We start from the raw sequence: 21,540 nt of genomic DNA on the forward strand, positions 1-21,540 counted from the left end.
TGTTCGCGCTAATTCCGGGCCGCGCTGCCGTGATCATGCGCATACTGCCCACGACTTTTTGAAACGGAGCACCTTATGACACAGCTATTCAATGTCCGGGATTTTGGCGCAGTCGGGGATGGGCATACGTCTGACACGGCGGCCATCCAGGCGGCCATCGATGCAGCAGCCAAGGCCGGCGGCGGGGAAGTTTATATCCCTGCGGGCACGTGGACCCTCACCGCAGCAGGCAAGCCCGCCGACGGCGCGCTGATGCTTAAAAGCAACGTATTCATCAAAGGCGACGGCATGGGCGCCACGGTGCTCAAGCTGGCGGACGGTTCCAGCCAGGCGGTCACCGGTCTCATCCGTTCTGCGAGCGGTGAGGCGACCCATGATTTTGGCGTGAGCAACCTGACCCTGGACGGCAACCGCGACGCGACCACGGGTAAAGTGGATGGCTGGTACAACGGCTTTTTGCCAGGCAAGCCGGGGCAGGACAGCAACGTCACGCTGTCTGGCGTTGAAATCCGCGACTGCTCGGGCTACGGCTTCGACCCGCACGAGCGCACGGTGAACATGCTGATCGAAAACAGCGTGTCCCACGGCAACGGGCTGGACGGTTTCGTTGCCGATTACCTCATCGACAGCACGTTTCGCAACAACCTGGCCTATGACAATGACCGTCACGGCTTTAACATCGTGACCACCACCCATGATCTGGCGCTGCTGAATAACGTGGCCCACGACAACGCCGGCGCAGGCATCGTCATTCAGCGCGGTAGCGAAAACATTCCGTCACCGCACCACATTACGATTGAGGGCGGCGAACTCTACGGCAATGGGGCAGAAGGCGTGCTGGTCAAACTGTCGAGCGGCGTCGATATCAGCGGGGTGGACATTCATCACAACGCCACGTCCGGTGTCCGCCTTTATGGCAGCACTGATGTCGAAGTCCGCGGCAACCTGATCCATGAAAACGCCCAGGGGTCAGCGCTGCCCGAGGTGTTGATTCAACCCTTCGATGACCGTGGCGGCGTTTCGGGGAAGTTTTTTCCCGCGGACCACAATACGTTTGCCGACAACATCATCACTGGCGGGGCCAAGAGCACCTTCGGCGTGGCCGAGGCCAATGGTCAGACCGGGAGCAATTCGGTTTACGGCAATACCTTTGCTCATCTGCAGCAGGGCGACGTGTCCCTGCAAGGTGCGGGTGACCACATCGGCACCAACCACGTGCTCAATGCCATCGAAGGCGGGCAGAGCGCTGACACCCTCAGCGGCACGGCCAAGGCCGATTCGATCAATGGCAAGGCCGGCGCGGACAGCTTGAACGGCGGCGCAGGCGCCGATGTGCTATGGGGCGGCGATGGCCACGACCGGCTAAGCGGCGGAAGCGGCAACGACACCTTGATGGGCGGTGCGGATGCCGACGTACTCTTCGGTGGAGCGGGTTCGGATGTGTTCCGGTTCAATTCGGTGTCCGACAGCTACCGAACCGCGACCCAGGGGCATGCCGACCGTATCGGCGACTTTGATGTAAAACACGACACGATAGACGTCTCCGGCCTTGGATTCGTCGGCTTTGGCGATGGCCACGATTCGACCCTGAAGCTGACCACCAACGCTGACCACACGCGGGTGTATCTCAAGGACCTGGATGCCGATGTGCAAGGGCATCGCTTTGAGCTGGTGCTCGATGGCGATTTCGCAGGAGGTCTGCCGGCGCGGTCGGTTGTGTTTGCCCACGCCGATGCAGCGCTGGCGAGCACGTCTGCCGGAGCGGAGCACGCTGCAGTCGAAGTGGTGGGCGTGGCGGCGGCGCATCCAGACACCGGGTTTGTCTGATGCCGGGCCCGTTTGCCATCTGCCCGGCTTGAGTCTGGCAGCGGTGAACAACTGAATCCGCCACGCGCCGTACCCGGAGGTTTACGGCGCGTGGCGAGGCATCACTGTCGCCGCCGGCCCTTCGCAGTGCATGGCAACAAACCGGCCCTGCGGTACGTCTCGATGGTGCCCTCATACACCGCGATATCACCTCGGCCCCTCTGCATTAACCTTCGTCAACCACGCACGGTTACTCGTTTAGCAACTGTCTGCTCGCGGCATCATGTTGTTACTTGGCTAAGTTCATCAGGTGGGTGAAGCCTGTAGTTCAGGCTAACTTGCATTGTCACCCGGCACCGACTGCCCATCCCACGCTACAGGACAAGCTCAGCCATTTCGGCTTGACGACATCTCTCGTTCATATTGCTCTGCCATGATTTTCTTTTCGCCGACCACGCATCTACAGGGCCGATCCCTCTGACCTGGAAATGCTGGCCAGCTGGCAAGTTCTGTAACAAGGACATGTGAAATGAGGGTGATCGTGGTTGGCGCAAAGGGTGTTGAACTCATTCAGGTTTTTCGGCCGGTACAGAAGAGGCATAGCGACAGGCTAGCCAGGGCCGAGGGGTTTACCCGTGCAGCGGGCAACCCGGCATCGCGTTTGGGTGATGGGGCGATGGCGCGGCGTGATATCGGCTTACATCCGCACAGTCACCGGGTACCGCGATGACAGTATTGATAACGGGGGTTGCGGGTTTTATCGGCTTTCATGTGGCGAGGCGATTGTGCGGCCTCGGCGTTCAGGTAATCGGGATCGACAACTTGAACGACTACTACAGCGTCGAGCTCAAGTCCGCCCGACTTGCGCAGCTTGGAAACTTCTCATCCTTTCAGTTCCAGCCCATCGACATCGTCTACCCTCGATCATTGCTCGACCTTTTCAGCACGTCTGGCTTCAGCGAGGTTATTCATCTGGCGGCTCAGGCGGGGGTTCGTTATTCCATCGACAACCCGGGTGTGTATGCCCAGGCCAACCTGGTCGGGTTTCTCAACGTCCTTGAAGCGTGCAGGGTTTACCCTGTGAACCATCTGGTTTACGCATCCAGCAGCTCTGTTTACGGCGCAAACACCAAGATGCCTTTCGCCGTGGAGGATGCCGTTGAGCAGCCTGTTTCTCTCTATGCGGCGACCAAGCGCGCCAACGAACTCATGGCGTACAGCTATTCGCATCTGTATCGCATTCGTGCAACGGGCCTGCGGTTTTTTACCGTCTATGGCCCGTGGGGACGGCCGGACATGGCGCTGTTCAAATTCACCCGAGCCATCCTTCACGGCGAGCCCATCGATATCTACAACGACGGGGAGATGGCGCGGGATTTCACGTACATCGACGACATCGTCGAGTCGATCACCCGGCTGCTGCCAAGGCCACCACCGCTCATCGATGGGGTCGCGCCCTGCCAGCTGTTCAACATCGGGCGAGGCAAGCCGGTCAAGCTTCTTGACTTTATCCTTTGCCTGGAATCGGCATTGGGAGTCCAGGCAAAGCGCAATTACCTTCCACTTCAAGCCGGAGACGTCCTGCAGACCTGGGCCGATGTATCAGGCCTTGCTCAGTGGATTGACTTCAGCCCGCAGGTCAGCGTGGAGCAAGGCGTGGCTGAATTCGCGCGCTGGTATCGGAATTTCTACCCGGCCAAACAGGCATAACAGGAAAATCGGTGGGTGCAATGAGTGAAACGGTGCTTGTGTCGGTGTTGATCCCGGCAAAAAATGAAGCGCAGAACCTGCCTTCACTGCTGCATGAAATACGAACGGCACTCGCCGGCGAGCGCTATGAGGTGCTGGTGGTTGACGACGGCAGTACCGACGACACGCTCCACGTTCTGCAACAGATCAAAGCGCAAGGGTACGACCCGTTGCGAATCCTGCACCACAGGGTTTCCCTGGGGCAGAGCACGTCGATCTGGCATGCCGCCCACGCCGCTTGTGGAGAATGGCTCGCGACCTTGGACGGTGACGGTCAGAACGACCCTGCCGACTTGCCCGGCATGCTGGCTCTCGTGCGCAGTGCCAACCAGGGGCAGGACCCGTTGGTGACGTTAGTGGCGGGGCATCGCATCAACCGGCGGGACAGCGCGAGCAAGCGCTGGGCGTCCCGCTTCGCCAATGCCCTGCGTAGCCGCCTGCTCGGAGACGCGACGCCCGATACGGGGTGTGGGCTAAAACTGGTCCAGCGCCGGGCGTTTTTGCGGTTGCCTTACTTCGACCACATGCACCGGTTCATTCCCGCGTTGATCCAGCGCGATCAAGGCCGAATGATCGTGCATCCCGTTCACCACCGTCATCGCCAGGCTGGCGTTTCGAACTATGGCAATCTGGATCGAGCGCTTGTCGGCATTCTCGATCTCTTCGGGGTGTGGTGGCTCGTGCGTCGTACGCGGCTTGGTACGAAAGCTGTGGAGGTGGTCGAATGAACTTCACCCGCGAAGCGCTTTGGCTCGGTGTGGGATTTCTCGGCCAGGCAGTCTTCACTGGCCGTTTCGTGTTGCAATGGCTCTACAGCGAAATCAAGAAACGTAGCGTTATTCCTGTGGGGTTCTGGTACCTCAGCATGCTCGGCAGCGCACTGCTGCTGCTTTATGCAATCTACCGCGAAGATCCCGTGTTCATCATCGGCCAGTCATTTGGCTTCGTCGTTTATCTGCGCAATCTGCAGTTGATTGCCAAACACAAAGCATTGAAGGAATAACGATTGCGACGTGCCCATTCCCCCACGCTGCAATGCCTGGCTTTGGTGGTGCTTGCTCTGCTGCTGGTCGGTGCAGGTTTTGGTATCCGACAGCCGTTCAACGTCGACGAAGAACGGTTTTTAGGCGTATCGCTGGAGATGCTTCACAGCGGCAGCTGGCTCATCCCTCATCGTGCCGGCGAGATATATGGCGACAAGCCGCCCCTGTTCATGTGGGCGGTCGCCTTTTTTATCTGGCTGACCGGCTCGCCCGGGCAGGCGCTATACATCCCGGGCCTGCTCTCGGCGGCTACGACCACTGCCGTGTTGTACGACCTGGGCCGGCGCCTATGGTGCCAAAGGGTCGGCAGGATCGCAGCATTGCTGTTTTTAGCCACCTATCAAACCTACAGCGTATTGCGTGTCGGGCAAATCGACAGCTTCCTGTGCCTGTGGATCGCCGTCGGCTTTTACGGTATGGCACGTCATCTGCTGCTGGGGCCGGCATGGGGGTGGTTCTACCTCGCGTGTCTGGCGATGGGCCTGGGCATCATCAGCAAAGGGGTGGGTTTTCTGCCCGCATTGATGTTGCTGCCCTACGGCTATGCAGTGCGAAAGGGATGGCAGGGTGTGGCAGTCATGCCGGGACAGGGCCGTCGCTGGGCTGTGGGTTTGCTGATGCTGATGTCGGGCTGTGCCGTCTGGCTTGCCCCGCTGCTGGCCAACGTCTGGCTCCACGGCGGCGCTGAAGAACTGGCATACCTCAACGAGATTTTGCTCCACCAGACCGGCGACCGATTCGCCTCGGCCTGGGACCACCGCGAGCCGTTCTGGTATTTCCTGACCGTCATCCCGCAATATTGGCTGCCCCTGGTCCTGGCATTACCCTGGCTGGTACCCGTGTGGCGACGGCAACTGCAAAGGCACGACGGCCGCCTGTTGGTGCTGTTGGGTTGGGTGGTTCTTGTGGTGCTGTTTTTCTGCCTGAGCACCGGCAAGCGCAAGCTTTATATTTTTCCGGCAGTGCCTGGTCTGGTCCTGGCCGCTGCACCGATGGTTCCCTGGCTGCTTCGACGATGGTTTGGTGATCGGCCAAAGCGTCGCAGCGTATTCAATAGCGTGGCGGTGGCATGGTTTTTTTTGTGGTTCGTGCGTGGCTTCGTCGAGCCGTACACAGACGGGCCCAACCCCCACGAAAAGCTCATGGCCGAAGCTGCTCGAATGACTTCCAGCGCCGAACTGGTTCTGGTTGGCTGGCGGGAGGGGCACTGGCTCTTCGCGCGCCAGCCGCTGGTCCATTTCGGCTTTGCGGACCCCTTGGCCCTTGAACATGCCGCTCTTTGGTTGCGCACTCATCCCGAGGCCTATGCGATGGTGCCAGTGGCTGAGATCGAGCGGTGTTTCTTGCGCAATAAAGCCCGCGCGGTTGGATCAACGTCGAGAGCTGAGTGGGTCATCGTCAGCCCTGATGCCGACAATGGCCAATGCAGCCCAACGACGCCTGCCCGCGCTTTTCATTTTTCATGGGGAGACACCGGCCGGTAGCGCGCTCGACTTGAATTAAAAGCGGCCGGGCTCATGCGCGGCCTTCTTGCAGTGCTTCCTGGCTTGCACCCAAAGCCTGATTCTACCGACGAACCTTGAGTTGCAGACGGGAGGTTTAGCAGCTTCTTCTGCATTCGGAATGCGCAGGCTTGCGCGGACTATCCATCGGCTGTGCTGATCCCTTTGTGAGCAAGCTCACCCTCATCTGTCAGCAATTCCCGTTGCGAGAATGGCTTCAGCCTGGAACCACCGCAAGGGCTGGCTATTCAGGCGGAGAAAGGGGGATGGCGGCCGCAACGCTTCAGCCCTTAAATGGCCTCGGAAGCGGCGATGGAACCCAGGATTCTCAAGTAAAGGCTGACGGTTGTGCCCGCGCCGGGAGCGGTGTTGATCCGCGCGTCACCGCCGGATTTGACCGCGAAGTCCTTGACCTGGGCCAGTCCCAGGCCTGTGCCTGCACCGCTGGCCTTGGTGGTGAAGAAGGGCTCGAACACCCGCGCGGCGACCTCGGCGGTCATGCCCGGGCCGTTATCTTGCACGCTCACCACCAGGTAATCGCCCTGTTGCAACGACAGATCGTCTTCGACGTGTACCCAGCGCGTGGCCACCCGTACTTGCCCTGTGCCGTTCAACGCATCGCGAGCGTTGGTCAGCAGGTTCATCACCACCGCATGCAGCTGGGCCTCCACACACAGCACCCCCCAGCCCCATTCGGCAAAATCGAAGCTCAGGTCGATGGACCCCGCCATCGAGTGTTTCATCAACGATTGCGCGGAATGAAGCCGCGCCGTCACGTCGATACAGATCAGGTCGGGCCCGTCACCGCGTACGCTCGACATGAGGTAGCTGATCAACTGACGACCCTGTTCCACCGCCTGCAAACCGGTGTCGGAAAAGCGCTCGACGTCCAGCGGCCGGCGCGAGCGCAAACGGGTCATCTGGAAGGCGGCGCTGACACTCTGCAGCAGGTTGTTGAAGTCATGGGCAATGCTGGCGGTCAGCATGCCCAGCGAAGAAATGCAGCGTGAATGCTCAAGCAGCGGCATGACTTCGCTGTGAGTGCGCTCCGCTTGCTGGAAACGCTCTTGGAGATGGTCCAGTTGCTGCTCGCGCTGCTTCACTAACACACGGGCTTCAAGCAACGCAGCGGCTTGTCGGGCCAGCGCCTGCAGGGCCAGGGATTGGCCCTCGCTCAAGCTTCGTGTGCGGGTATCGATGACGCAGACCGTTCCCAGCGCAACGCCACTGCCCGTGACAATGGGCGCACCGGCATAGAAGCGAATATAGGGCGGCCCCAGCACCAGAGCGCTGGAGGAGAAGCGTGGGTCAAGGGTCGCATCTTCGACCACCAGGACATCCGCGGGCTCCAGAATCGCATGGCCGCAAAAAGCCAGGTCACGATGAGTTTCCTGCACGCCCAAGCCTATGCAGGCCTTGAACCATTGGCGCTCTCGATCCACCAGCGAAACCAGCGCAATGGGGGCATCACACAAGGTGGTGGCGAGTAAGACAATATCGTCGAATTCCTTTTCGTGTGCGCTGTCCAGCACATCCAGGTGTTCGAGCGATAAGACACGCTCTTCCTCGTTGAAAGGGAGGGGGGCGGGATGATGGGCCATCAATAAACCGGAGCGAGAGTCAATCGTCCCGCATCATCCTCTGCGGCCCGTCGGACCGCAAGCGCAACGGCAGACGGACTTATGGGCGTTATCAGGGATCCAGAAAAGGGCCTCGATACCGCCCTCGGTGTCGCGGCTGTGAATCGTGGGAAAGCAGATGCGACACCGCGCAAATCCGCTGCTTAGCAGGCCTGTGCCACCGGGTTATTACTGACGTTACGCCCCAGCACCAGCACGGTTGCAAAGCCGCAGCCCACCAGCGCGGTCGCGATGCTCAAGAGGGCGGAGCTGCCCAGGGTATCGACGATACGTCCGCCGAAGAACGAGCCCAGCGCGATGATCACTTGAAACAGGGCGACGAACAGCGGCATGCCGCGCTCGACATCCTTGGGCGCCACGACAAACATCCAGATGCTGGCGCAGGCCGGGAACGCACCGAACGCAAAGCCCCAGAGCGCGATCAGCATGGCGGCGCCGGTCATGCCGGTGGCGAAGTAGGGAAACAGCGCGGTGCTGATGCCGATCATCACAGCGACCAGCAACAACGTATGGCGCACGCTGCGGTTGGCGGCGAATCCGGCGAACACATTGCCGATGACCCCGGCGACGCCGTAGAGCAGGAGCAGCGAGCCGATGGTCGGGCCGTCAAAGCCGGACTGCTGTTTGAAGAAAGGGGCGACGTAGGTGTACGCGGCAAAGTGCGCCAGGCCGATCAACAACACCGCGATCAGTCCGACCCGTGACTGCGGGTTGATGAACAGGGCCGGCAGGTCTGCGATGCGAATGGCCTTGTCGGGCATGAGCCGTGGCAGCAGGAAAATCTGCGCCAGCAGTACGGGCACGCCGACAAGCGCGGTGACCAGAAAGGTCGTGCGCCAGCCCAGCAGGCCGCTCAGCCAGGTGCCGACCGGCACGCCCAGCACGGTCGCGAGGGTCACACCGACCATGATGATCGAGGTGGCTTGTGCCACACCGACGCCTTTGGGCGCGAGTCGTCCGCTGAGCGCAATGGCCGTGGCCCAGAACCCGCCGATGCTGATGCCCAGCAGCACACGGCCAAACAGCAGCAGGCTGAAGTCGCTGGCGTAGGCCACCACGGTGTTGGCGATGATCATGATCAGCGTCAGTCCGATCAGCAAATAGCGACGGTCCATGGCGCCAATGCCGACCGACAGCAGCGGGGCTGCGAGGGCGGCGGCAATGCCGGGCAGGGTCACCATCAGGCCGGCGTGGCCCGCACTGATGCCCAGATCGCTGGCAACGTCATTAAGCACGCCTACTGGCAGAAACTCGCTGGTGACCAGAGCGAAGGCGCCGATGGCGACGGAGAGTATCGCCAGCCATTGTTGTTTGACGCTTTGCTGACGATGTTCGGGTAGGCCGCGAGGGGCTTGGCTGGCGCTTGGCATGAGGCTGGGTTCCACGGAAAAAGTCGCCCGTGCGGCAGGCGAGGGGATGGGCAAAATCGGAGGCGAGTATAGGAGGCGGGCGTGTTAATCCTGCAGGCCGGTCATTCGATAGTGATCATCAGTGCAATCAATGGGACGCCTGCGCCGTGGTCCGGTTCGATGTTTCCAGGACTCCGGCGCGGGGAAGGGCTGTCGCGGTCAATCAAGCGCCTTGGGCTTTCGCGCCAGAAACAACGCCTCGGCGTCCCGCGCCAGTACCGGTGGGCTGAGCAGAAAGCCCTGCGCATATGGGCAGCCCAGCTTTCTCAATTGCTCAAGCTGGCCGACCGTTTCAACGCCCTCGGCAACAATCGCAAGGTCCAGTGCCTGGCCCAGGGACAGGATACTTTTGACGATGGCCACGCTGCGCTCGTGTTTCATCATGCGCGTCACAAACGAGCGATCGATCTTGATCGAATCAATCGGGTAACGGTCGATATAGCCCAGGGAACTGTAGCCCGTACCGAAATCGTCCAGCGCAACCCGGATGCCCTGTGCGCGCAACTCTTCAAGCGTCTCGGCGACCATTTCGGGTTCGTGCAGGAACACCGACTCGGTGATTTCAATCTGCAGGGAGTGGGGGTCAAACCCGGTCTCCTGGACGATGTCGGCGACTTGCGCAGCGAAATCCCGACGGTTGAGTTCGACACCCGACACGTTCACATTGAGCTTGATCTTGCCCTGCGTACCGCTGTTCCAGCCCTTGACCTCGCGGCAGGCGTTGCGCATGACCCAACGACCCAGATCGCCCGCGACGCCAATGTCTTCAGCCACACTGATGAACACGTCCGGTGAGATGTTCCCCAATGTTGGGTGGCGCCATCGAACCAGCGCTTCAACGCCGACGACGGCTTCGCTGGCAATGGAAAATATCGGCTGATAGACCAGGTAAAACTCATCACGGGCAATGGCGTGCTTGAGCGCGTTCTGCATCACCAGCATGTTGATCGACGCCTGGCGCATGGACAGGTCGAAGACCGCCCAGCTGCCACGGCCTTTGTTTTTGGCCGCGTACATGGCCACGTCTGCATCGCGGATCAGGTCTTCGGCGATGCTGTGCTGAGCGTCCAGGCTGGCGATGCCGATGCTGCAGGAAGTGAACAGTGGCTGGCCGTCGATCTCCGTCGGCACGCTGAGCGCCCGCGTCACGCGCCTGGCGGTTTCAATCGCCTGGGCTTCGTGGTCCGCGCCGGTCAACAGGATGGCGAACTCATCGCCGCCAATGCGGGCGATCACGGCATCCGGGTCGATGCAGGCTTTGAGACGCTCGGCGACGCTTTTGAGCAGGATGTCACCGGCGTGGTGGCCCATGCCGTCGTTGACGTATTTGAAGCGGTCCAGGTCAAGGTACAAGACCGTCGCCGCGCCGACGTGTCCATCGCCGTTGTCGTTTAGCGCAGCCTGGATCCGGCCCATGAAGTAGCCGCGGTTTTTCAGGCGTGTGAGCTCGTCATGAAAGGCGGCGTAAGACAGCTCGTCCTGCATTCGCTCGCGCTCGAACAGCCGCGATTCAAGCGCCACGCGTTCCTCACGGTCGAGCTGCGCTTGCTGGACAGCGCGCTCGGCGTCCTTGCGCTCGGTGATGTCACGCTGCACGGACACCCAGTGGGTGAACCAGCCTTTCTCATTGGCCACCGGAACGATGCTCAGCTGCACCCAGAATTTCGTTCCGTCGCGCCGCGTGTTGATGAGTTCGACTTCCACCGGTTCCCAGCGCTGCAGGGCGTCGCGTATGCGCTGCAATGTCGCGCGGTCGGTGTCCTCGCACTGCAATATCCGCGGCGTCTTGCCGATGACTTCTTCCAGACTGAAACCGGTGGTGGCCAGAAACGCCGGGTTGCAGTAAACGATGCGCGGGCCCGGCAGATCGATGGGCTCGGCTTCGGTAATCAGGATGGCATCCTTGGCATTGACCACCACCGATTCGAGCAAGCGCAGGCGTTCGATGGCCGCAGACCCACTGGCGGCGCTGATGGGGTGCAGCTGGAGCGCTTCGTAGAGGTCCGCGGCGTGGGTTTGCAGTGCGTAGGTTTGCGCAGCGCTCAGGCGTGCATGGGGGACCGGGATAGTCAGCAGCACGACCCCTGTCAGCCGGCCAGCTGGTGCCCTGATGGCCACGCAGACCAGCGAATCGCTGACCAGTGAATGCAGCCCCGTGGGTTGCACGGCGTCAATCGGCATCGTCTCGCCGACGTCGACCACGTCGCCATAGGACAACACCATTTTCAACCATCCGGCCGTGGTGGAATCCGGCGTGATCGGCGGTGCGCTGCCGTAGGAGGAAACAATGCTTAAACGATCGTTCTCGCAGCAGATCAGGGTCGCGCCTATCGTGCCGGTGAAGTGGGAGGCCGTATCCACAAAGTGAGCCAGCACGTCCTGTTTGTTCAAACCAAGGTGAGGTAACGCGGCCATGCACAATTCCTGCGAGGGGTGATTCAGAAGGTATTCAGTCGAGACTGCTCCCATCAGGGTGAGTTCAAGTCAACCCTGGAGGCGGCCACGTGCGCCTGGGCCATGGAGACACGTGGAGCCGCCTGGGCGATGGGCCGTTGAGCATGAGCTTTGAGTACCCGATAGTATCTTAGCGCCATCATTGGTGAAGATTTGTTGGCCCCTTGAAGCCATTCTCGACCGCCAACCGACAGCCGGTCGAACCGAAACACGGCTGCGACGTCAGTTGAAACATCCACTTCGCCGTCCTGCCGGGCCCAAGGAGAGCTTGACCATGGAAAAAATCACTGCTGCGCCAGCTATCCAGACGCTGACGCTGGATTCAAATCTTGGCATTCCAAACAACCCAAGCCTGCCGGTGCTGATGTATGCCAGTGCCATTGATGCCACCGCTCATGATCCGGCCAAGGCGTTTGAAGCGCTGTTCGGCGCCAATGGCTGGCCGCCGCAGTGGCGCTACGGTGTCTACGACTTTCACCATTACCACACTCGCGGTCATGAGGTGCTGGGAGTTTATGCCGGGCGCGCGCGGTTGATGCTGGGCGGGCCGAACGGCCATGTCATTGAGGTCAACGCCGGGGATGCGCTGCTGCTGCCGGCAGGCACAGGGCATTGCAACCTGGAGTCCAGCGATGATTTCGCTGTGGTAGGTGCCTATCCGCCGGGACAGGAGGGCGACATCAATCGTGAGCCAGCGACGCCGGCGCAGATCGAACAGATCGCCCACCTCAGGTTTCCAGCCAGTGATCCCGTCATCGGCCATAGAGGCGGGGTAGTTGAGCATTGGCGCAAGTGATTTCACCCGCCTGGCGTTCGGGATCGCGTGTTAGCCGACAGTCGTATCAAGGAGCTGGCTCGGGTTGACGCCGATGAACTTGATGGGTACTTCGTCCGGTATCAGACCGTCGAACAGCAGGCCGGGGACCTTGGCGGGGTCATCGTCGACGGCCACTTCACAACGCCTGCGCCTCCCGACCGAGCACGGTGTCTTCAAATAATCGCGAAGCGGACCAGGCCTGAGGTCCTGCATGCATTGACCCCAAATTGGTGAGCAGGGCGAGGACGCAGTCTGCCTCCTCGAACCACCAGGTCGTCGCGCTGAAGCCCAGCACATTGCCGCCATGGCCGATCACCGCGCCGTGAGGCGTTGCGGCGCGGAAAATCCCCAGACCCATTTGCGTGCCGTTGTGCGCGGGACGCCATGTCAGCATTTGCTGCATCAGCTCGCGTCCCAGTACACGCCCGTCCCTGAGCGCGGTCATGAACCTGACGATGTCGGAAGCCGAAGACACTACGCCGCCGGCGGCCCATTCGACGGACAAGTTGCTCGACGAAACCTCCAGCCATCCGGGCTGAATCTGGCGGAAAGACGGGGCGATTCCGGCAGCCTCAATAAACGCATCGGTGCCGCCGTGATAGCGGGTGCATAGCCTTGAGGGACGCTGAGTATCTGCGCGTTCGAGATACGTGGACGTCATGTTCAAAGGGCCGAGGATGCGCTCGGCCAGGACCTGCTCGAAGGGTTTGGCCGTGACGGCTTCGATGAGCAGGCCCAACAGGGTGTAATGGGTATTTGAATAGTGAAAGCGGGTGCCGACGTCATGGTCGGGTGACGCGCCGCGAATGTAGTTCAGCGGCTCGACGCTCGCCCACTGCTTGCCGGGCGTGATGCGCTCGCCTCTGGCATCGCGAATCCACCGGGCGTCCTCTTCCCAGCTGGCGATGCCGCTGTGGTGCGACAGCAACTGGCCAACAGTGGTGACGTCAGCGTTGGCAATCCCCGCAAGCATCGTCGTCGATAAATACGGAATCAGCGTGTGGTCGAGGCCGAGGCGCTTCTCTTCGACCAGTTGCAGGACCAGCACCGCAACCAGCACCTTGGTGATGCTTCCGACCCCCAATACGCACGCAGGGTCTGCCGGCGTTTGACTCACGATGTCGGCGTACCCCGCAGCCCCCTCCCAGACAAGCCCGTCGCGGTTGCCAACTGCCAGGGTCAGGCCCGGTACGCGTGTCGGGGCAAGGCTATCAATCAAGGCCTGGAGGCGAGTCGATGCAGTCATTGGCTGGCTCGTGATGAAAGGGTGGGAAATAGTACTTCGAGAAGACGCTCGGCGTCGCGAGCCGCCGTTCCGAATGAACCGCGCTGAACGACCGCCCGTCAGTGTCGCTGCTGAAACGATTGAACAACCTGCGGATGTGCGGGCCAGACACTTTGCGAGCAGCACAGCTGCCATTCATTTCCTGGACGCGAGAACATTATGAAAGCACTTGTTTATAACGGCCCACGCGACGTCAGTGTCAAGAACGTACCTGACGCCAGAATTGAAAAACCCACCGACGCGCTGATTCGGGTGACCACCACCAACATCTGCGGCTCCGACCTGCACATGTATGAAGGCCGCACCTCCATGGAAGAAGGCCGTGTACTCGGTCACGAAAACATGGGCGAAGTCATCGAAGTCGGTGCCGGTGTCGACCGCGTCAAGGTCGGCGACCGCGTGTGCCTGCCGTTCAACATCGGCTGCGGATTTTGCGAAAACTGCGAGAAAGGCCTGACCGGTTTCTGCCTGACTGCGAACCCCGGCAGTGCCGGCGCAGCCTACGGTTTTGCCGACATGGGGCCCTATCAGGGTGGCCAGGCAGAGCTGTTGCGCGTGCCTTACGCTGACTTCAATTGCCTGGTGCTCCCCGAGGACGCGGTGGAGCGGGAAGAAGATTATGTGATGCTCTCGGACATCTTCCCTACCGGCTGGCACGCGACCGAGCTGGCGGGCCTGTTGCCGGGTGAAAGCATCGCGATCTACGGCGCGGGGCCGGTCGGCCTGATGGCTGCGCATTCGGCGATGATCAAAGGCGCTTCCCAGGTCTTCGTTGTCGACAATCATCCAGATCGTTTGAAGCTGGCAGCGCAGATGGGCGCCACGCCGATCAACTCGCTGGAGAAGGAAGCGGTCGATCAGATCCTCAACCTCACCAATGGCAAGGGCACTGACCGCGGCTGTGAATGCGTGGGTTATCAGTGCTGCGACAAGCACGGCCACGAGGCAAACCACCTGACCATGAACAATCTGGTGGCGTCGACCAAGGCCACCGGCGGAATCGGCGTGGTGGGCGTATTTGTGCCTCAGGATCCGGGCGCCAAGAACGAGCTGGCGAAGGAGGGCAAGATGGCCTTCGACTTCGGCGCCTTCTGGTTCAAGGGCCAGCAGATCCGCACCGGCCAGGCCAACGTCAAAGCTTATAACCGTCGCCTGGCCGAGCTCATCCACCACGGCCGCGCGACGCCGTCGCAGATCATTTCCCACCGCCTGAAACTGGGTGAAGCACCGGACGCCTACAAGCAGTTCGATGCACGCGCCGAGGGCTGGACCAAAGTGATCCTCAAGCCTGCCGCCTGACGGCACTTGATTGCAGACGCCGGGCCAGAGTGCCCGGCGTTTGTGCTATGACCTTCCTCGGTTCGCTAGCGGGACGGGATTGCCCGCGAGGTCGTTGTCTGGGTCGGTGAAGCATTTGCCGCCCCTGCGTGTGCGGTCTTGTGGATGTGCAGTGAATTCGCTGCCCATTTCGCGGGCAAGCGCGCTCCTACAGTTGGTCCGTAGTGTTCTAATTCTTTCCGCGTTATTCCCCCTTACCTTGTCATCTCTGTCTAAACGCAGCACTGCATTCGATGGAGACTCGCTGTAGGAGCACGCTTGCCCGCGAAGGCGTCAGTCGCCCCGGTAATTCGTTTGCAGGCCCGACGCGTTCGCCAGCAAGCCGGCTCCTACAGGTCCGGCGTTTTATCAGGTCACAATGCGGCCAGGTGATACAGATTTTATCAGTGACTTGTTCGCGGTATGCCGCCCGACGCTTTCCCGGCTAAAGCCGGTCCCACTGACGGGCTCTGCGGTGTGCCTGGGTCTACGCATTGCCAGGATCTGCGGTGTGCCTGGGTCTACGCATTGCCAGGATCTGCGGCGTGTCTGGGTCTAAGCATTGCCAGGATCTGCGGTGTGTTTGGGTCTACGCGTTGACCGTAGGAGCCGGCTTGCTGGCGAATGGGGCGGGGCATGCAATGTCGCAGCGTCTGGACTGACGCGTTCGCCTTCCCCTCACGGCGCGTCGATTACCTTTGCCAGGCGAACGACGGTTACGCCCTCGCCCAGGTGACGGACTGAGGGCTGAATCAGCACGCAGTTGTCGTACGGGGTGACCACCGGGTCATCACCATCCATCGCGATGACGGTGCCCGCGTGTTTGATCTGCTCCAGCCCTTTGAAGTCTTCGACAAAACGGAAATCCATGGTCTTGGCAACGATCGGTTCGGTCACTTCCAGAAAGCGCTGCGGCGCCGGTTTGACCGGTTGCAGGAAATCCGCCACGTCGGCTTCGCTCACGGTGCCGGTCAGCATCAGAAAACGCGCCGCGGTATCCAGAGCGACTTTTGTGCTGACAGCCGACACATGCTGTCCCGTTTCGATCAGCAGGGCATTCTTCGCGCTCGACTCGTCACCGAACCCCTGAAAGTCGCGCAGACGACAACCATTTTTGTGCCCTGCGTCGGCAATCACATGCTCTGGCACGCCCAACTCGGCCGCCATCCGCAGACCCTTTTTGCAGGCGCCGCTCATCATGATGGGCGCTGCTTCTTCGTGCATGGAGTGGATATCCAGCAGCAGATCCACCGTCTCGATGATCGGCCTTAATTCCCGGGCGCGGCGCAATTCGCGGCTCTGCTCGGGGCCGTCGAGGCGGCTCTCCAGCCAGACCCGGTTCATGTCCTCATCCAGATAACGCGTGGCGTCGATGTCTTGCGGGTTGAAATGGTGGTACGCCTCGACGTTGCCAAACGCCAGCGTCAGGCGGCCCTGGCGCGGGCGAAGGCCCTTCTTCAAGAAGCGGTCGAGGGTGATCGCGCCACTGACCTCATTGCCATGGGTCAGCGCCATGATCAGTACGTGCGGCCCGGCCACGCCGCTGTCGAAACTGTGCACGTAGTCAACGCCGGTGGCGCTGTCTTTCCACGGCGTGATGTCAGGAAACTCGACTTCAATGGGGTAGGGCTTGAGGCTCGCTCGCACGTCTTCAATGGTCTTCATGGTGGTCTCCGGCAGGAAAAAGGCTGCATTCCCCACCGCCCTGGCAGATGGCGGCGAGGTCGTTGTTCTAATCAATTAATGAAAGGCACGGTCGCCTGAGGAGTGACCGGCGTTGCGCATGCGACGGCCCAGGCAGATGACGGCGAGCACGCTGATCAGCGCGGTGCCGATCACATAGAAGCTCGGGGCGAGTTTGCTGCCGGTGGCGTCGATCATCCACGTCACGATCAGCGGGGCAAAGCCGCCGAACAGCGTGACCGAGAAGTTGTAGCTGAGGGCCAGGCCGGTGCCGCGAATGCTGGTGGGAAAGATGTCGGCGAGCATCGCCGGAATCGGGCCAAGGCTGGCGGCGATCAGCACGCCAACCACCGCTTGCACCAGCAACAGGTTGGTGACACTGGGGAAGTGATTGAGCAGCACAAACATCGGGTAGGACGACAAGCCGGTGATCAGCAGCGCAACGGTCAGCACCCTGAAGCGACCGAAACGATCGGAGAGGGTGCCGAACACCGGCGCCATCACCATCAGCGTCAGGCCTGTCACCAGCGCGCCGAGGTACGAGGAGGTCGCTGCAATGTGCAACTGCTTCAGCGCGTAGGTCGGCATGTAGAGCTTGTGAACGTAGTTGAAGGCGGTGGCGCCGGCCACCACGCCAATGGCCAGCAGCAGGCTGAGGTGCCCTTTGACCAGCACATCGCGCAGCGGTGTTTTCTTCGGCGTGTCGGCGGCGACCTTTTTGAAGTCCGGCGTCTCGTCGATCTGGCTGCGGATGTAGAAACCCACCGGGCCGATCAGCAGGCCGACCCCGAAAGCGACGCGCCATCCCCAATCGCTGAGCTGCACATCCGTCAGCACATAGCTCAACAATGCGCTGACGCCTGCCGCCAATACGGTCGCCAGGCCCTGGGTCGACAGCTGCCAGCTGGCGAAAAAACCGCGCCGCCGCGGCTCGGCGTGTTCCACCATGAACGCCGTGGCCGCACCGAATTCGCCCCCGGTCGAGAAGCCCTGAAGCATCCGCGCCACGACGATCAGCAGCGGCGCAGCCAGCCCGATCTGTTCATAGGACGGTGTGAACGTGATCATGGCGGTGCCGATCATCATGATCAGAATCGACATCGTCAGCGATGCCTTGCGGCCGGCGCGATCAGCGTAAGAGCCCAGCACGATGGCACCGAGCGGGCGCATCAGAAATGAAATGCCGAACGAGGCGACGCTTAGCAGCAGCGAGGTGGTTTCGTTGTCGGAGGGGAAGAACAGCTTGCCGATCACCACAGCGAAGTAGCCATAGATCAGCAGGTCGTAGAACTCCAGCGCGTTGCCGATGCTGGCGGCGACGATCTCTTTCCAGGGGCCACGCTTGCGGGCGGCGAGCGGAGCGTTCATTGCGGATGATGATGCGGTCATGGCGAGGCCCCGGCAAATTCACGATTAAGATCCCCGATCTCACCTCGGCAACCGTACCGGGTTGATCGCGTTTTGTTTTTTTATGAATCGGTGATGGATCAGCTCATGAAGCAGCAATCATGAGTACTGGGCGAAGCGCCCGGACGGCTCGCAAGTGAGGGTCAAGGGGCTGCGTCAGGTTCGGGGCTTACTGTCGATCAGCAGGGAAGGAGGAGCAATTGCTGTTTCGGCACACGGACGGGCTTTCTCGGCACGCGGCCGGGGCATCTGCTGCTTCGGCCCGACCGGCACTTAGATTTTTTCTTCGGCGCCCGTCATTGGTGCATCCTCCAGCAGCCCGTTCCAGATGTTCATCAGCCGCTCGCCGCGGTTGGCGCGCAGCCGATGCAGCGAGATATCAAAGCTGAATTGATACTGGGGGCCGGCGGCGATGACCAGGTCGCCGGCGTCGAGCGCCTTCCTGACTGCCATGCGCGGCAGCCAGGCCAGGCCGTTGCCGCGCCGGGCCATCTCAAGGATCGCCTCGTACGAATCGGCTTCGTAGATCATGCGCAGGCTCAGCCGCTGCGGCAGACCGGCAAGGTGCCGGGCGAGGGCGCCGCGCAGGGTCAGCGAGGGCGACAACGCCAGCCACGGCACCACGGGGCCCTGGCCGTCCGAGCTGATGGCAAATTGCGGGGAGCCGTCGGCCAGCGGCGCACTCACCGGCAGCAATGCCTCGGTGGTCAGCGTCATGGACTCGAAACGGTCAGGGTCGATCAGCAGATGGGTCTGAGGGCTGGAGAAAATCAGCAGCAGGTCGACCTCGCGGGCGGCGAGCCGTCTGATCGCCTCCTGGGCGCCACTGGTCACGATGGAAACCGGGAATACGCCAAACCGTGCGGTCAAGGTTTCGTACCAGTCCGGAAAGAAGTCGCTGGCCAGCGTACGGCCCGTGGCGATTCGCAGGGGCGTGTCCTGATAGCGGCCGGAATCCTGAAACTGCGCCCTGACCGTATTCAGTCGCTCGAGCGCCTGAGTGGCAGCGTCCAGGAACAGCAGGCCGGCGGGCGTCAATGACAGCGGCTGCTTGCGCTCGATCAGCGCTACTCCGGCCCAGTCCTCCAATGCACGGATTCTGCGGCCGAACGCCGGATGGGTGACGCAGCGGTTCTCGGCCGCCCGCGACAGGCTGCGCACCTGCGCCAGTTCAATGAAATCTTCAAGCCATTCCAACTGCATGGGGCCTCCCTGATATCGGTTCAGAAAGAAGACTACGTGCAGCGGGTGTGCTTCGTACATGGCTAGCATGCAGTGCTTCAGTGGGACCGGCTTTCGCCAGGAGGAGGAGCGTAAGAGTGCTTTGATTTCCGATGGTCGCTCCCACGCTGAGCCTGGGAGCGACCACAACGTCAACAGCTTCCCGGCTGAAGCCGGTCCCACTGGTCCACTGGTCCACTGGTCCACTGGGACCACTGGGGCCACTGGCAACAATGCCCCCCACCGGCACCACTGACTGCGCGTATCCGCCGGTGACAACAGGGCAGCGACGCCCTGTGTCGTCTGGGATTAGCGGTTGCGGGTCACTCGCCACACCGTATTGGACAGGTCGTCAGCAATGATCAGCGCGCCGCGAGGGTCCACTGTCACACCCACAGGTCGGCCATGGGTCTTGCCGTCTTTGCCCTGAAAGCCCGTCGCGAAATCCACTGGGTCGCCCGAGGGTTTGCCATTGCTGAAGGGCACGAACACGACCTTGTAGCCCACCGGGTTATCCCGGTTCCAGCTGCCGTGCTCACCGACGAACACGCCATCCGCAAATTTGCCACCCATTTCAGGGATTGAGAAGTCCAGGCCGAGGGCGGCCACGTGGGACCCAAGGCTGTAATCCGGTTTGATGGCCGCAGCGACTTTTGCGGGATCCTGCGGTTGGGCGCGCGGGTCAACGTTCTGGCCCCAATAGCTGTAGGGCCATCCGTAAAAGCCGCCCTCACGGATCGACGTCAGGTAGTCCGGCACCAGGTCCGGGCCCAGCTCGTCGCGCTCGTTGGCGACCGCCCAGAGCTTGCCGGTACCCGGCTGGATTTTCAGCGCGGTCGGGTTGCGCGTGCCGGTGGCGTAGGGTTTGTGCGCGCCGGTCTGCGCATCGATTTGCCAGATTCTGGCGCGCTCCAGCTCAACTTCCATGCCGCGCTCGGTGACGTTGCTGTTCGAACCGATACCGACATACAAGGTGTTGCCATCGGGCGTGATCGCCAGTGACTTGGTCCAATGGTGGTTGATCTGCGACGGCAGCTCGGTGACGGTGACCGGTGCACCGCTGGCTTTGGTCTGGCCTTCGACGTAATCAAAGCGCACCAGCGCATCCTGATTGGCGACGTACAATTTGCCGTTGGCATACGCCAGGCCGTAGGGGGCATTGAGGCCCTCGGCGAAGACGGTTTTCAGCTCGTATTTGCCGTCACCGTCTGCATCGCGCAGCAAGGTCAGGCGGTTGCCACCTTTGACCTTGGTATTGCCCTGCGCCTTGATGTAGCTGGCAATCACGTCCTTGGGCTTGAGCTTGGGGGCATCGGCGCCGCCTTTGCCTTCTGCCACCAGAATGTCGCCGTTGGGCAATACCAGCGTCTGGCGTGGCACGCGCAAGTCATCGGCGATCGCCGATATGCTGTAACCCTCCGGCACCGTCGGCTTCTGGTCACCCCAGGCAGCCGGCTCGGCGATCTTCATGCTGGGCAGCAAACCGCGCTGCGCTTCAGGCATTTTCGGGTCCGGGCCATGGGCTTCGTCAGTGTTTTTTTCGCCGCCGCAGGCACTCAACAAAAGTGCCATGGACAAGGCGGTCAGTGCGTAGGAATGTTTCATCGTGCGCCTCCCGAACGAAGGTTGGTCAGGCCGATCACCGCCGAAATGCAGCTCAGCGCGGTCACGATGACCGACAGGATCAGGCCCGAGGGCATCATTGCCCAAGCGTCCTTGGCGTGTTCAAAAGCATTCACCAGGCCCAGGCACCAGGTCACCAGCAGCAGCAGAAAATACACCGTCGGGCGGCCTTTTTTCGGGTTGGCCCGGATCAGGTTCACCAGGGCAAATAGCAACGCCAGCCCGCAAAACAACTCGCCTCCGGCGATCAGCCACGAAGCAAAGTTGCTCCACTGAATCAGGTAAGTGTTGTAGTAGGCGATATCGCTGAGTAATCCGCCGAGAAACAGCGGCACCGTTCCTGCCAGCAGGATCGCATGCAGCGGACCGGGTAGAACCCGGTAGTGAGGGTAGGCTGTGTCAGTCACGGTAGCTCCTTATCGTTCGTCAGCTTGAGCCAGTCACAGAGGCGAGTGAAGGCGGGCAATACATTGACCAAGCGATAAGAAAGAGCGTGACGGCGGAGCGTAAGTTCAAAGGGATTACCGGCGCGATTGTCTGCGTCGCGGTTTATCGAGCGCCGAGTCCCCCCAAACTGCTTGCCG

At 61.3% G+C, this 21,540-nt stretch carries 16 protein-coding genes and 1 pseudogene; 7 read left to right on the forward strand and 10 right to left on the reverse strand.

What is annotated here, in order from left to right:
* Positions 1 to 75: 75 nt before the first annotated feature.
* The 5 genes and pseudogenes from LT42_RS02080 to LT42_RS02105 all read left to right on the forward strand — a co-directional run.
* Positions 76 to 1,473, forward strand: a pseudogene (locus LT42_RS02080) (right-handed parallel beta-helix repeat-containing protein); the annotation flags it as partial.
* Positions 1,474 to 2,532: 1,059 nt separating this feature from the next.
* Positions 2,533 to 3,516 carry an NAD-dependent epimerase/dehydratase family protein gene (locus LT42_RS02090; RefSeq protein WP_037009519.1) on the forward strand — a complete coding sequence of 328 codons (984 nt, stop codon included), beginning with the start codon at positions 2,533 to 2,535 and terminating at the stop codon, positions 3,514 to 3,516.
* A gap of 20 nt (positions 3,517 to 3,536) precedes the next feature.
* The gene (locus LT42_RS02095; protein ID WP_037009521.1) at positions 3,537 to 4,283 is read left to right on the forward strand and encodes a glycosyltransferase family 2 protein; all 747 of its coding nucleotides are present in this window, start codon (positions 3,537 to 3,539) and stop codon (positions 4,281 to 4,283) included.
* The gene (locus LT42_RS02100) at positions 4,280 to 4,558 is read left to right on the forward strand and encodes a lipid-A-disaccharide synthase N-terminal domain-containing protein (protein WP_037009524.1); all 279 of its coding nucleotides are present in this window, start codon (positions 4,280 to 4,282) and stop codon (positions 4,556 to 4,558) included. Before LT42_RS02095 ends, LT42_RS02100 begins: the two co-directional genes overlap by 4 nt.
* A 3-nt stretch (positions 4,559 to 4,561) precedes the next feature.
* Positions 4,562 to 6,082, forward strand: coding sequence for an ArnT family glycosyltransferase (locus LT42_RS02105; protein WP_037009527.1), 1,521 nt, complete (start codon positions 4,562 to 4,564; stop codon positions 6,080 to 6,082).
* 308 nt (positions 6,083 to 6,390) lie between these two features.
* Here the strand turns inward: LT42_RS02105 and LT42_RS02110 are convergent, their stop codons facing one another.
* From LT42_RS02110 to LT42_RS02120, 3 genes are all read right to left on the reverse strand, one after another.
* Complete coding sequence (locus tag LT42_RS02110) at positions 6,391 to 7,701, reverse strand: ATP-binding protein (RefSeq protein ID WP_037009530.1); 1,311 nt, start codon at positions 7,699 to 7,701, stop codon at positions 6,391 to 6,393.
* A 182-nt stretch (positions 7,702 to 7,883) separates the two neighbouring features.
* Positions 7,884 to 9,110, reverse strand: a complete 1,227-nt coding sequence (locus tag LT42_RS02115; RefSeq protein ID WP_037009533.1) for an MFS transporter — start codon at positions 9,108 to 9,110, stop codon at positions 7,884 to 7,886.
* 198 nt (positions 9,111 to 9,308) lie between these two features.
* Positions 9,309 to 11,564 (reverse strand): putative bifunctional diguanylate cyclase/phosphodiesterase, encoded by a 2,256-nt coding sequence (locus LT42_RS02120; protein ID WP_081955279.1) that lies wholly within the window; start codon positions 11,562 to 11,564, stop codon positions 9,309 to 9,311.
* A gap of 313 nt (positions 11,565 to 11,877) precedes the next feature.
* Between LT42_RS02120 and LT42_RS02125 the strand changes: the two genes are divergently transcribed.
* Positions 11,878 to 12,399 (forward strand): cupin, encoded by a 522-nt coding sequence (locus LT42_RS02125; protein WP_037009536.1) that lies wholly within the window; start codon positions 11,878 to 11,880, stop codon positions 12,397 to 12,399.
* Between the two features lie 30 nt (positions 12,400 to 12,429).
* On the opposite strand, the gene LT42_RS26130 is transcribed toward LT42_RS02125, so the two are convergent.
* The gene (locus LT42_RS26130; protein ID WP_276209481.1) at positions 12,430 to 12,555 is read right to left on the reverse strand and encodes a hypothetical protein; all 126 of its coding nucleotides are present in this window, start codon (positions 12,553 to 12,555) and stop codon (positions 12,430 to 12,432) included.
* A gap of 1 nt (position 12,556) precedes the next feature.
* Positions 12,557 to 13,666: a serine hydrolase domain-containing protein gene (locus tag LT42_RS02130; RefSeq protein WP_037009539.1), complete on the reverse strand. Its 1,110-nt coding sequence runs from the start codon at positions 13,664 to 13,666 to the stop codon at positions 12,557 to 12,559.
* A gap of 198 nt (positions 13,667 to 13,864) precedes the next feature.
* On the opposite strand from LT42_RS02130, the gene LT42_RS02135 reads away from it, so the two are divergent.
* A complete protein-coding gene (locus tag LT42_RS02135) occupies positions 13,865 to 15,004 on the forward strand; it encodes a glutathione-independent formaldehyde dehydrogenase (RefSeq protein ID WP_037009540.1) in 1,140 nt (379 codons plus the stop codon).
* A gap of 696 nt (positions 15,005 to 15,700) precedes the next feature.
* Here the strand turns inward: LT42_RS02135 and LT42_RS02140 are convergent.
* From LT42_RS02140 to LT42_RS02160, 5 genes are all read right to left on the reverse strand, one after another.
* Positions 15,701 to 16,687 (reverse strand): M14 family metallopeptidase, encoded by a 987-nt coding sequence (locus LT42_RS02140; protein ID WP_037009542.1) that lies wholly within the window; start codon positions 16,685 to 16,687, stop codon positions 15,701 to 15,703.
* Between the two features lie 75 nt (positions 16,688 to 16,762).
* A complete protein-coding gene (locus tag LT42_RS02145) occupies positions 16,763 to 18,094 on the reverse strand; it encodes an MFS transporter (RefSeq protein WP_037009544.1) in 1,332 nt (443 codons plus the stop codon).
* Positions 18,095 to 18,385: 291 nt separating this feature from the next.
* Complete coding sequence (locus LT42_RS02150; protein WP_037009546.1) at positions 18,386 to 19,315, reverse strand: LysR family transcriptional regulator; 930 nt, start codon at positions 19,313 to 19,315, stop codon at positions 18,386 to 18,388.
* Positions 19,316 to 19,642: 327 nt separating this feature from the next.
* A complete protein-coding gene (locus LT42_RS02155) occupies positions 19,643 to 20,938 on the reverse strand; it encodes a PQQ-dependent sugar dehydrogenase (RefSeq protein WP_037009548.1) in 1,296 nt (431 codons plus the stop codon).
* On the reverse strand, positions 20,935 to 21,363 hold the full coding sequence (locus LT42_RS02160) for a DUF2231 domain-containing protein (RefSeq protein WP_037009551.1): 429 nt from the start codon (positions 21,361 to 21,363) through the stop codon (positions 20,935 to 20,937). The genes LT42_RS02155 and LT42_RS02160 overlap by 4 nt, the downstream gene beginning before the upstream one ends.
* Positions 21,364 to 21,540 lie beyond the last annotated feature (177 nt).

This window comes from Pseudomonas lutea, from assembly GCF_000759445.1.
In the GTDB taxonomy this organism is placed as follows: domain Bacteria; phylum Pseudomonadota; class Gammaproteobacteria; order Pseudomonadales; family Pseudomonadaceae; genus Aquipseudomonas; species Aquipseudomonas lutea.